An 11,245-nucleotide genomic window follows, 5' to 3' on the forward strand; every position below is an offset into this window, starting at 1 on the left:
TTGCCGGGAAGCGAGCCGCGCCCCGCGGTTACATCACTTCCGCGACGACCCGGCCGACCCCGCGGCTGGTCAGACCGATCGCGCGCGCGGCGCCGGTCGACAGATCGAGCACGCGGCCGCGAATGAACGGACCGCGATCGTTGATGGTGACGACGACGCTGCGGCCGCCATGGGTGACGCGCAGCTTGGTGCCGAACGGCAAGCTGCGATGGGCAGCCGTCATGGCGCTGGCGTTGAAGCGCTGGCCCGATGCGGTGCGGCTGCCGGATTCATTGCCGTAGTAGGACGCGACGCCGGAGAAGGTGCGACCGCCGCCGCTTGATTCGAGCGTGGCATTGGCGTTGCGCCAGTCGTTCTGGACGTGATGGCGCTGATGATGGCCGTGATGATGAGTCCGGTGTTTCGACCGTGCCGAAGCTTCAGTGACGACCGCCCCGCTCAGCAGAACCGTTGCGGCGATCAGAGCAGCCGCGGTGCGTGGCCGGGGTACGATTCCCGGCGGAGACTTCTTGGCGTTAGTCATAAATGTAAGCCCTCAGTATTGCCACATGCGCGGCAAGTGGAACCCCCGTCCCGTTTGCGATGTCGGACCGTTCGCTGCGTAATGAGGCGACAAATTGACGAACAATCGAATCGTTTCTCCGCTGAAACATCTTTTGAAGCGATGCGCTGGATCAAAAAGCCCCGAACTGCGTTGCACCGACAATTTTATTAGTACTTTCGTATACACGCGAATACTAAAGACGTAAGTCTTTGTTAGCGAAAGACTGGACGCTCCAAATCAAACTCAAGAATTCGCAATCATGCTGTGAAGGCGCGCAGGGCGCTCGATCTGCCATCGCGGATTTCCTGAGCCGCCGATCTTTCGCCGGGCAAGCTGCGTTGATGCGGCCGCAGTGGGGGAATTCCGCGCCGCGAAGCTGCGCAACGAAGAATGCGACAGACCGTCTTCCCCATGGCACGTCATGTTGCGCCTGCGCGCGCGCTATGTTAGCAAAGCCGCGATTTTAAAGGCCGCCGGCTACGATCGTACCGGTCGAAAATCGAAGTCCAGCTTGAATTCCAAGGGCTTAAATCGGGGGCGCCGCGACTTGGCGACGGTTTTCTTCTTGGCAATTTGACAGCACAAAAGAGCGCGTCTGTGGCATCTGAAGATCCATCGGTATCCGGAGTCTCCGGTCGTTACGCGACCGCCCTGTTTGAATTGGCCCGCGACGAGAAAGTCGTCGATGCCGTCACCGCCGATCTGGACAAGTTCACCGCCATGCTGGCGGACAGTCCCGATCTGCTGCGGCTGGTTCGCAGCCCGGTGTTCGGCGCCGAGGCGCAGACCAAGGCGCTCGGCGCGGTGCTCGACAAGGCCGGGATTACCGGCATCAGCGCCAACTTCCTGAAGCTGCTCGCCGCCAATCGCCGCCTGTTCGTGGTCGCCGACGTGATTCGCGCCTATCGCGCGCTGGTGGCGCGGTTCAAGGGCGAGGCGACCGCCGACGTCACCGTCGCCGAGAAGCTCAACGACAAGAATCTCGAGGCGCTGAAGGCCGCCCTCAAGGCGGTGACCGGCAAGGACGTCACCCTCAATATCAACGTCGATCCGGCGATCATCGGTGGGCTTGTCGTCAAGCTCGGCAGCCGCATGGTCGACAGTTCGATCCGCACCAAACTCAATTCGATCAAGCACGCGATGAAAGAGGCAGGCTGATGGACATCCGCGCCGCGGAAATTTCCGCGATCCTCAAGGACCAGATCAAGAATTTCGGACAGGAAGCCGAAGTCACCGAAGTCGGACAGGTGCTGTCCGTCGGCGACGGCATTGCCCGCGTCTATGGTCTGGACAACGTCCAGGCCGGTGAGATGGTCGAGTTCGAGAACGGCACGCGCGGCATGGCGCTGAATCTCGAAACCGACAATGTCGGCGTCGTGATCTTCGGCGCCGACCGCGAGATCAAGGAAGGCCAGACCGTCAAGCGCACCCGCTCGATCGTCGACACGCCGGTCGGCAAGGGCCTGCTCGGCCGCGTCGTCGACGCGCTCGGCAATCCGATCGACGGCAAGGGCCCGATCCAGGCGACCGAGCGCAAGCGCGTCGACGTCAAGGCGCCCGGCATCATCCCGCGCAAGTCGGTCAACGAGCCGATGGCGACCGGCCTCAAGGCGATCGACGCCCTGATCCCGGTCGGCCGCGGCCAGCGCGAACTGATCATCGGCGACCGTCAGACCGGCAAGACCGCGATCGCGCTCGACACCATCCTGAACCAGAAGCCGCTCAACGTCGAAGGCGCGCCGGAAGCCCAGAAGCTGTACTGCGTCTACGTCGCGGTCGGCCAGAAGCGCTCGACCGTCGCGCAGTTCGTCAAGGTGCTCGAAGAGCAGGGCGCGCTGGAATATTCGATCGTCGTCGCCGCCACCGCGTCGGACCCGGCGCCGATGCAGTACATCGCGCCGTTCACCGGCTGCACGATGGGCGAATACTTCCGCGACAACGGCATGCACGCCGTCATCATCTATGACGATCTGTCCAAGCAGGCCGTCGCCTATCGCCAGATGTCGCTGCTGCTGCGCCGCCCGCCGGGCCGCGAAGCCTATCCGGGCGACGTGTTCTATCTGCACTCCCGCCTGCTCGAGCGTGCCGCGAAGTTGAACGAAGATCACGGCTCGGGCTCGCTGACCGCGCTGCCGATCATCGAGACCCAGGCCAACGACGTGTCGGCCTACATTCCGACCAACGTGATCTCGATCACCGACGGCCAGATCTTCCTGGAAACCGACCTGTTCTTCCAGGGCATCCGCCCCGCCGTGAACGTCGGTCTGTCGGTGTCGCGCGTCGGATCGTCGGCGCAGACCAAGGCGATGAAGAAGGTCGCCGGCAAGATCAAGGGCGAGCTCGCGCAGTACCGCGAAATGGCGGCGTTCGCGCAGTTCGGCTCCGACCTCGACGCCTCGACGCAGCGCCTGCTGAACCGCGGTGCCCGACTGACCGAACTCCTGAAGCAGCCGCAGTTCTCGCCGCTGAAGATGGAAGAGCAGGTCGTGGTGATCTACGCTGGCGTCAACGGCTATCTCGACGCGCTTCCGGTCGCCAAGGTGCGTGCCTTCGAGGACGGCCTGCTGTCGCTGCTGCGCGGCAAGGAAGTCGGCATTCTGGACGCGATCCGCACCAGCCGCGACCTCTCCGACGACACCGCCGCCAAGCTCAAGTCGGTCGTCGAGAACTACGCCAAGACGTTCGCGTAAGGCTCATGGCCGGCGTCAGCCGGCCATTCACGCCTCTGGCGTGGAGCATTTCAAGTCGTGGATGCCCGGGACGAGCCCGGGCATGACGAATGTGAGGGTTGCGGTCGGGTCATCGATCTGATTGCCGGGGTGGACTGAGAATGGCTTCACTTAAAGACATGCGCGTCCGCATCGCCTCGACCAAGGCGACGCAGAAGATCACCAAGGCGATGCAGATGGTCGCGGCCTCCAAGCTGCGCCGCGCCCAGATGGCTGCGGAAGCCGCCAGGCCTTACGCCGAAAAGATGGATTCGGTGATCTCGAACATCGCCGGCGCCGCGGCGGGCTCGCCCGGCGCACCGGTGCTGCTCGCCGGCACCGGCAAGGATCAGGTCCATCTGCTGCTGGTCTGCACCGGCGAGCGCGGCCTGTCCGGCGCGTTCAACTCCTCGATCGTCCGCCTCGCCCGCGAGCGTGCGCTGGCGCTGATGAACCAGGGCAAGGAAGTCAAATTCTTCTGCGTCGGTCGCAAGGGCTACGAGCAGCTGCGCCGCACCTTCGACAAGCAGATCATCGAGAACCTCGAGCTGCGCTCGGTGCGCCAGCTCGGCTTCGTCAACGCCGAGGACATCGCCAAGAAGGTGATCGCCCGCTTCAACAATGGCGAATTCGACGTCTGCACGCTGTTCTATTCGCGCTTCAAATCGGTGATCTCGCAGATCCCGACCGCGCAGCAACTGATCCCGCTGGTGGTCGAGGCGCCGGCCGCGGGCTCCGTCGCCACCTCCTACGAATACGAGCCGGAAGAGGACGAGATCCTCTCGACGCTGCTGCCGCGCAACCTCGCCGTCCAGATCTTCCGCGCGCTGCTGGAAAACAACGCGTCGTTCTACGGCGCCCAGATGAGCGCGATGGACAACGCCACCCGCAACGCCGGCGACATGATCAGGAAGCAGACGCTGATCTACAACCGCACCCGGCAGGCGATGATCACCAAGGAACTGATCGAGATCATCTCGGGCGCCGAGGCGATCTGACGACACCACTTCAGGCTTACATCCGGTCGACGACCGCGATTTCGATTTCGGACTTCAGGGAGAGAGTTTAATGGCTACACCCGCCAATCAGACCGGACACATCACCCAGGTCATCGGCGCCGTCGTCGACGTGCAGTTCGAAGGCCATCTGCCGGCCATTCTGAACGCGATCGAGACCAAGAACGGCGACAACCGTCTGGTGCTCGAAGTCGCCCAGCATCTCGGCGAATCGACCGTCCGCACCATCGCGATGGACACCACCGAGGGTCTGGTGCGCGGCCAGGAAGTCACCGACACCGGCAACCCGATCATGGTGCCGGTCGGCGTCGGCACGCTCGGCCGCATCATGAACGTGATCGGCGAGCCGGTCGACGAGCAGGGCCCGGTCGCCAATGAGGGCCTTCGCCCGATCCACGCGGAAGCCCCGACCTACACCGACCAGTCGACCGAAGCCGAGATTCTCGTCACCGGCATCAAGGTCGTCGACCTGCTGGCGCCCTACGCCAAGGGCGGCAAGATCGGCCTGTTCGGCGGCGCCGGCGTCGGCAAGACCGTGCTGATCCAGGAGCTGATCAACAACGTCGCCAAGGCCCACGGCGGCTACTCGGTGTTCGCCGGCGTCGGCGAGCGCACCCGCGAAGGCAACGACCTCTATCACGAGTTCATCGAGTCGGGCGTCAACAAGAAGGGCGGCGGCGAAGGCTCGAAGTGCGCGCTGGTCTACGGCCAGATGAACGAGCCGCCGGGCGCCCGCGCCCGCGTCGCGCTGTCGGGTCTCACCGTCGCCGAGCATTTCCGCGACCAGGGCCAGGACGTGCTGTTCTTCGTCGACAACATCTTCCGCTTCACCCAGGCCGGCTCGGAAGTGTCGGCGCTGCTCGGTCGTATTCCGTCGGCGGTGGGCTATCAGCCGACGCTCGCGACCGACATGGGCGCGCTGCAGGAGCGCATCACCACCACCCACAAGGGTTCGATCACATCGGTGCAGGCGATCTACGTGCCGGCCGACGACTTGACCGACCCGGCGCCCGCCACCTCCTTCGCGCATCTGGATGCCACCACCGTGCTCAACCGCGCGATCTCCGAAAAGGGCATCTATCCGGCGGTCGACCCGCTCGACTCGACCTCGCGCATGCTCTCCCCGCTGATCGTCGGCGAGGAGCACTACCAGACCGCCCGTATGGTCCAGCAGGTGCTGCAGAAGTACAAGTCGCTGCAGGACATCATCGCCATTCTGGGCATGGACGAACTGTCCGAAGAGGACAAGCTCGCGGTCGCCCGCGCCCGCAAGATCGAGCGCTTCCTGTCGCAGCCGTTCTTCGTCGCCGAGATCTTCACCGGCTCGCCGGGCAAGTTCGTCGACCTCGCCGACACCATCAAGGGCTTCCGCGCGATCTGCGAAGGCAAGTATGATCACCTCCCGGAGGCCGCCTTCTACATGGTCGGCGCCATCGAAGAGGCGGTCGAAAAGGGCAAGAAGCTGGCCGCGGAAGCGGCCTAAATATCTCGTCATTGCCGGGCAAGAGCGCGAAGCGCGTCTACGTGAAATTGCCCGGCAATCCATCTCGAACCAATGTCATTGATTGATGGACCCGCGGGTCAAGCCCGCGGGTGACAGCCGAGAGAGTAGCTCCATGGCCACCTTCCACTTCGATCTGGTTTCGCCCGAACAAGTCGCCTTCTCCGGCGAAGTCGATCAGGTCGACATCCCGGGCGCCGAGGGTGATTTCGGCGTGCTCGCCGGCCACGCGCCGGTGGTGGCGGTGATCCGTCCCGGCATTCTCACGGTGACCGCCGGCGGCGCGCAGCAGAAGATCGTGGTGCTGGGCGGCATCGCCGAAGTGTCCGACAAGGGTCTGACCGTGCTGGCCGACGTCGCCACCGCGACCGCCGATATCGACATGCGGGACTTCGCCGAGACGATCACCACCATGGAGCAGCAGCTCCCCGGCAAGGTCGGCGACGAACTCGACCGCTCGATCGAGCGGCTGGATCACTACAAGAGCATCCAGCACGAGCTCTCCACGACCGCTATGCACTGAGCGGCGTCGCGGCCGCAGCAGGATTTCGAATGGCCGGGCATCGTCCCGGCCATTTGCTTTTTTGGCCCAGGTGCCGTCATTCCGGGGCGCTTGCGCAGCAAGCGAACCCGGAATCCAGAGGTTCATGGCACATCGAGATTCCGGGTTCGCCGCTGCGCGGCGCCCCGGAATGACCGTGGTGAGGCTACTGTCGTCTAGACGAACCGCGCAAAGCTCCTTGCCACCTCGCGATAGACCTCGCGCCGGAACGGCACCACCAGATCGGCGACGCGGTCGAGCCGCTCCCAGCGCCAGGCGTCGAATTCCGGCGGCATGTCGTTGCGCACCGCGAGCGGGTCGATGTCGCGCTCGTCGCCGGTGAAGCGCAGCGCGAACCATTTCTGCCGCTGGCCGCGAAAATGCCCGAGCCGATGCGGCGGGCCGTCATAAGGCGGGAAGTCGTAGGTCATCCAGTCGCTCTCGCCGAGCAGCTGCGCGTGCTGAACGCCGGTTTCTTCCCACAATTCGCGCATCACCGCCGCCTGCGGCTCTTCGCCTTCGTCGATGCCGCCTTGCGGCATCTGCCATTCGAGGCCGGGCAGGATGATCTCCGGGCCGTCGTCGCGGAAGCGGCGGCCGATCAGCACGCGACCTTCGGCATTGAACAGCGCGATCCCGACATTGCGCCGGTACGGCAGCGGGTCGAGAAGTGGGCTCGTGCTCACGAGGCCAGCAGCTTGCGGAAGTAGTCGATCGTCTCCTTCAGCCCGTCGGCGAGCGCGACCTTCGGCTCCCAGTTGAGCGCGCTGCGCGCCAGCGTGATATCCGGCTGGCGCTGCTTCGGATCGTCCGCCGGCAGCGGCAGGTAGATCAGTTTCGATCTCGAATCGGTCATCGCGATCACCATCTCGGCGAGCTCGCGCATGCTGAACTCGACCGGGTTGCCGAGATTGACCGGCCCGATGAAATCGTCGCCGGAAGCCATCAGCCGCGCGAAGCCGTCGAGCAGATCGGTGACGTAACAGAACGAGCGCGTCTGGCTGCCGTCGCCATAGATCGTGATGTCGTTGCCGGACAACGCCTGGACGATGAAGTTCGACACCACGCGGCCGTCATTCGGATGCATCCGCGGCCCATAGGTGTTGAAGATCCGCGCCACCTTGATACGCACCTTGTGCTGGCGGTGGTAGTCGAAGAACAGCGTCTCGGCGGCGCGCTTGCCCTCGTCGTAGCAGGCGCGGATGCCGAGCGGATTGACGTGGCCCCAATAGCTCTCCGGCTGCGGATGCACGGTCGGGTCGCCATAGACCTCGCTGGTCGAGGCCTGGAAGATCTTCGCGCGGGTGCGCTTGGCGAGGCCGAGCATGTTGATCGCGCCGTGCACGCTGGTCTTCAGCGTCTGCACCGGATCGTGCTGGTAGTGGACCGGCGAGGCCGGGCAGGCGAGGTTGTAGATGTCGTCGACCTCGACATAGAGCGGAAAGGTGACGTCGTGCCGCATCACCTCGAAGCGCGGCGCGCCCACCAGATGCTCGATATTGCGCCGCCAGCCGGTGAAGTAGTTGTCGACGCAGAGGACTTCGTGGCCCTCGGCGAGCAGCTTGTCGCACAAATGCGAGCCGATGAAGCCGGCGCCGCCGCTCACGAGAATTCGTCGAGAAAGTCGCATGTGCATCCCGGGGTGATCCCGCCCCGATGTCGCGACGGCCGTTGTCCGCCGCATTGAATGGCAAGAAACCCCATGCTAGGCAAGCGCCGAAACCGGCCCTTACCCGTCGGCACAGTGCCGGCCGCGGCCCCGGATCACGTCGATCCCGCTCGAACCGAGGGCCTCGGCGCCCGCAGGCGATCTCCCGCAATGTCCGCGCCCGTCGATATCGCAACCGCCCGGATCCTCGAAATCGGCGGCGGCTATTTCAAGCTGCAATATCCCGAGCGGACCACCTGCCTGTGGACCTGGACCAAGCTCACCAATGATTTCGGCGCGCTCGACGGCTTCTCGACGCCGGACCGGATCTGGCGCGAGCTGCGCGCCGCGCGCGAAGGCAAATACGACGTCGTCGTCGTCAACACACTGCGCTATTCGCCGTGGCATCCGCGCTATTGGGCGCGGGGGATGTTCTATACGCCCACCGATCCCTGGGCGTCGCTGACGCGGCAGTTCGGCCCGGCGATGCTGCGCTGGCTGAACGTGCCGGTGCCGCTGGTCGCGGTCGAGATGGACGATCACTTCGGGATCTCGAAGAGCAGCGTGTTCCTGCTCGACAAGGCCAAGGCCTATTTCAAGCGCGAACTGCCGGCGGACAATTGGCAGGTGCTGTCCGGCTCGGTGCATCCGCACCTGCCGACGCTGCGTTATCGCCGCAGCGACAAGTGGAAACGCCGGATCGCCAAATTGCAGCCGATCTCGCTGCCGCAATACCGTTTTGAGCCGCGCTGGCGCGACGCGCCGTTCCCGGAGAAGACCCACGACATTTTCTTTTCGGGCGGGATCGAGGGCAATTCGACGGTGCGCGCCGCCGGCCTGCCGGAGCTGGAACGGCTGCGCGCGATGGGCGTCAGCATCGACCAGCCAACGGAGCGGCTGCCCTACGACGCCTTCATGGAGCGGATGTCGCACTCATGGCTGGCATGGTCGCCGGAAGGCATGGGCTGGGACTGCTACCGCCACTACGAGGCGCCGATCGTGCAGGCGGTGCCGGTGATGAACAACCCGACCATCATGCGCTATGCGCCGCTGCTGTCGGGCGTGCATGGCGTGTACTACGACATCGAGCCAGGTGGATTGGAACGCGCCGTCATCGCGGCGTTGGCCGACAAGGACAAGCTGCGCGCGATGGCGCAGGCGGCGCGGGAGCACGTGTTCGCTCACCACACCGTCAAGGCGCATTGCGACCATATCCTGCAAATGGCGCTGGCGCCGGACCGCGCGTGAGGCGGCTGCCGCTCTGACCGGCGGCCATCCTCACACCTCGTCATGCCCGCGCTTGTCGCGGGCATCTACGTCTTTGCGGCGCCCAAGACGTGGATGGCCGGGACGAAGCCCGGCCATGACGAATGATGTGCATTGCAGGTCGCTTTCAGGCTCAGACCGCGACGGCGAGCTGGGAGAATTCCTTCACCACGCGCTCGTAGACCGGGCGTTTGAACGGCACGATCAGATCGGGCAGATTCTGCATCGGTTCCCAGCGCCAGCTGGTGAACTCCGGCTTGTGCCCGCCGGGGGCGGCGACGTCGATCTCGGAGTCCGGCCCGGTGAAGCGCACCGCGAACCATTTCTGGCGCTGGCCGCGATAGCGGCCCTTCCAGGCACGACCGGCGACGGTGCGCGGGATATCGTAGATCAGCCACTCGGGAACCTCGCCGATCTTCTCCACCGAGCGGACGTTGGTCTCCTCGTAGAGCTCGCGCTTGGCGGCTTCCCAGGTGTCTTCGCCGGGATCGACGCCGCCTTGCGGCATCTGCCAGACGTGGGTGTCGTCGACGTGCTCGATGCCGCCGGTGCGACGCCCGATGAAGACGAGACCCGCCCGGTTGATCAGCATCATGCCGACGCATGTTCGATAGGGCAGATCTTCGTAACGCGCCATTCGGTCAGTGCCTCGTCCGTTTCCCGGACTGTAGAACGTTTTCGAGCGAAGCGGGGACCGTCGCGTGACGAAAACGCATCGAAACTGGAGTCCAGAGCCTCGATCCCGATTCGATCAGAACCAAGGCGCTAGGTTGATTTTGATTTCAGCATCGCCGTTGTCAATGGCACCAGCAGGATGCCGCGGCTTTCCAAGCTCTTGCTCCAGCTAACAATTCGTTCAATCGACAGCGGCAGCGCGGTGGCCGTGCCGATGGCGTTGCCGCGTTCTTTGGCGAGCGCCTCCAGCCGCGCCAGCGCCTTGTCGATGTCGCCCCCGGTCGGCACGGTGTCGATCGCGAGGTCGGCGCGGGCGAACGGCATCGCCAGCGATTTCGCCAGGCCCGGCGCGACGCTGCGCGGCGCCGAGCCGTCGTCGAGGTAGCCCAATCCGCGCTTGGCCGCTTCGCGAATGATCGGCTGCATCGCCGCATCGGTCGCGACGAAACGCGCCCCCATGAAGTTCGACAGCCCGACATAGCCCTGGATCCGGCTGAGGTGCCAGTTCAGGCGGTCGAGGTTCTGTTCCGGCGCGCCGGAGGTCAGCAGCGTCTGCGGGCCGGGGTCGTTGTCCGGATAGTCGAACGGCTCCATCGGGATCTGCAGCAGCACCTCGTGCTGCCTGGCGCGCGCCTGCTCGACCAGTCTGCCGGGATCGGACCCGTAGGGCGTGAAGGCCAGCGTCACCGCGCGGGGCAGCTTCATGACGGCATCGTTGGTGCGCGCGGCGCCGACGCCGAGGCCGGTGACGACGATCGCGATCGTCGGCATCCTGTCGGCCTTGGCGCGCTCCGCATCGGTGGACATCGCATAGGCCGAAAACGGCTTCAGCGCGCCGGCCATGACCGGGATCATGCCGTAGCGCGACTGCTCGAGCAGCCGCGGATTGATGCCGCCCGCGATCGCCGGCTCGGCGGGCGGCACGTCGGCCTTGTCGTCATTGCCTGCGGAGACCACGACGTCCTGCCGGGTGCCCTTCGAGCCGTCGATGATGGTGATGGTCCGTTGCCCGGGCTGCAAGGCGTCCTTGGCCTCGGCGCGCTCGGACTTCTCCGCCTTGGCGGCATTCGATGTGTCGGCTGCCGCAGCGGCTTGCTTGGTGTCGTCAGGGCCGGGCGGCTTCAGGGTGATGTGGGCGATCGGTTCACCGCCGAGCGGGTCGTCGTTGAACAGCGCGAAGCCCACAAAGGCCAGCAGGAACAGGCCGAGCAGTGTCGCGATCGCCTGCGTCGCGGTGAACGGCAAGCGAAAGCGGCGCAGCCGGCCGCGCTTCTGACCCAGCGGTGTGCTCAGTTCGTCCGCGGACACTGCCGACCGTCTCCCGAATCACCTGCGCGACGATACCA

At 65.0% G+C, this 11,245-nt stretch carries 11 protein-coding genes; 6 read left to right on the forward strand and 5 right to left on the reverse strand.

Features of this window, described 5'->3' with window-relative positions; all coding sequences use genetic code 11:
- Positions 1 to 28 precede the first annotated feature (28 nt).
- Positions 29 to 523 (reverse strand): septal ring lytic transglycosylase RlpA family protein, encoded by a 495-nt coding sequence (locus ACTZWT_RS21855; RefSeq protein WP_444771783.1) that lies wholly within the window; start codon positions 521 to 523, stop codon positions 29 to 31.
- A gap of 618 nt (positions 524 to 1,141) precedes the next feature.
- On the opposite strand from ACTZWT_RS21855, the gene ACTZWT_RS21860 reads away from it, so the two are divergent.
- From ACTZWT_RS21860 to ACTZWT_RS21880, 5 genes are all read left to right on the forward strand, one after another.
- Positions 1,142 to 1,702 carry a F0F1 ATP synthase subunit delta gene (locus ACTZWT_RS21860; RefSeq protein ID WP_444771784.1) on the forward strand — a complete coding sequence of 187 codons (561 nt, stop codon included), beginning with the start codon at positions 1,142 to 1,144 and terminating at the stop codon, positions 1,700 to 1,702.
- Positions 1,702 to 3,234, forward strand: coding sequence for a F0F1 ATP synthase subunit alpha (gene atpA, locus ACTZWT_RS21865; protein ID WP_444771785.1), 1,533 nt, complete (start codon positions 1,702 to 1,704; stop codon positions 3,232 to 3,234). Before ACTZWT_RS21860 ends, atpA begins: the two co-directional genes overlap by 1 nt.
- A 140-nt stretch (positions 3,235 to 3,374) precedes the next feature.
- A complete protein-coding gene (locus tag ACTZWT_RS21870) occupies positions 3,375 to 4,250 on the forward strand; it encodes a F0F1 ATP synthase subunit gamma (protein ID WP_444771786.1) in 876 nt (291 codons plus the stop codon).
- Between the two features lie 70 nt (positions 4,251 to 4,320).
- Entirely contained in the window at positions 4,321 to 5,751 is a 1,431-nt protein-coding gene (gene atpD, locus ACTZWT_RS21875; RefSeq protein WP_444771787.1) for a F0F1 ATP synthase subunit beta, read from the forward strand.
- A 133-nt stretch (positions 5,752 to 5,884) separates the two neighbouring features.
- Positions 5,885 to 6,292: a F0F1 ATP synthase subunit epsilon gene (locus ACTZWT_RS21880; protein WP_444771788.1), complete on the forward strand. Its 408-nt coding sequence runs from the start codon at positions 5,885 to 5,887 to the stop codon at positions 6,290 to 6,292.
- Positions 6,293 to 6,486: 194 nt separating this feature from the next.
- Here the strand turns inward: ACTZWT_RS21880 and ACTZWT_RS21885 are convergent, their stop codons facing one another.
- Together ACTZWT_RS21885 and ACTZWT_RS21890 are read right to left on the reverse strand one after the other, a co-directional pair.
- Positions 6,487 to 6,996 (reverse strand): RNA pyrophosphohydrolase, encoded by a 510-nt coding sequence (locus ACTZWT_RS21885; RefSeq protein WP_444771789.1) that lies wholly within the window; start codon positions 6,994 to 6,996, stop codon positions 6,487 to 6,489.
- Complete coding sequence (locus ACTZWT_RS21890; protein ID WP_444771790.1) at positions 6,993 to 7,940, reverse strand: UDP-glucuronic acid decarboxylase family protein; 948 nt, start codon at positions 7,938 to 7,940, stop codon at positions 6,993 to 6,995. Before ACTZWT_RS21890 ends, ACTZWT_RS21885 begins: the two co-directional genes overlap by 4 nt.
- A 189-nt stretch (positions 7,941 to 8,129) precedes the next feature.
- Here ACTZWT_RS21890 and ACTZWT_RS21895 point away from each other — a divergent pair, with 189 nt between their 5' ends.
- Positions 8,130 to 9,206 carry a glycosyltransferase gene (locus tag ACTZWT_RS21895; protein ID WP_444771791.1) on the forward strand — a complete coding sequence of 359 codons (1,077 nt, stop codon included), beginning with the start codon at positions 8,130 to 8,132 and terminating at the stop codon, positions 9,204 to 9,206.
- A 151-nt stretch (positions 9,207 to 9,357) separates the two neighbouring features.
- Here the strand turns inward: ACTZWT_RS21895 and ACTZWT_RS21900 are convergent, their stop codons facing one another.
- A complete protein-coding gene (locus tag ACTZWT_RS21900; protein WP_322515090.1) occupies positions 9,358 to 9,861 on the reverse strand; it encodes an RNA pyrophosphohydrolase in 504 nt (167 codons plus the stop codon).
- A 128-nt stretch (positions 9,862 to 9,989) separates the two neighbouring features.
- Positions 9,990 to 11,207, reverse strand: a complete 1,218-nt coding sequence (locus ACTZWT_RS21905; protein WP_444771792.1) for a divergent polysaccharide deacetylase family protein — start codon at positions 11,205 to 11,207, stop codon at positions 9,990 to 9,992.
- Positions 11,208 to 11,245 lie beyond the last annotated feature (38 nt).

This window comes from Rhodopseudomonas sp. NSM, from assembly GCF_052445935.1.
Classification (GTDB): domain Bacteria; phylum Pseudomonadota; class Alphaproteobacteria; order Rhizobiales; family Xanthobacteraceae; genus Rhodopseudomonas.

Coding starts and splice junctions, on each gene's coding strand:
- ACTZWT_RS21895 (WP_444771791.1), top strand. CDS start 8,130: ATGTCCGCGCCCGTCGATATCGCAACCGCCCGGATCCTCGAAATCGGC.
- atpD (WP_444771787.1), top strand. CDS start 4,321: ATGGCTACACCCGCCAATCAGACCGGACACATCACCCAGGTCATCGGC.
- ACTZWT_RS21855 (WP_444771783.1), bottom strand. CDS start 523: ATGACTAACGCCAAGAAGTCTCCGCCGGGAATCGTACCCCGGCCACGC.
- ACTZWT_RS21880 (WP_444771788.1), top strand. CDS start 5,885: ATGGCCACCTTCCACTTCGATCTGGTTTCGCCCGAACAAGTCGCCTTC.
- ACTZWT_RS21900 (WP_322515090.1), bottom strand. CDS start 9,861: ATGGCGCGTTACGAAGATCTGCCCTATCGAACATGCGTCGGCATGATG.
- atpA (WP_444771785.1), top strand. CDS start 1,702: ATGGACATCCGCGCCGCGGAAATTTCCGCGATCCTCAAGGACCAGATC.
- ACTZWT_RS21870 (WP_444771786.1), top strand. CDS start 3,375: ATGGCTTCACTTAAAGACATGCGCGTCCGCATCGCCTCGACCAAGGCG.
- ACTZWT_RS21890 (WP_444771790.1), bottom strand. CDS start 7,940: ATGCGACTTTCTCGACGAATTCTCGTGAGCGGCGGCGCCGGCTTCATC.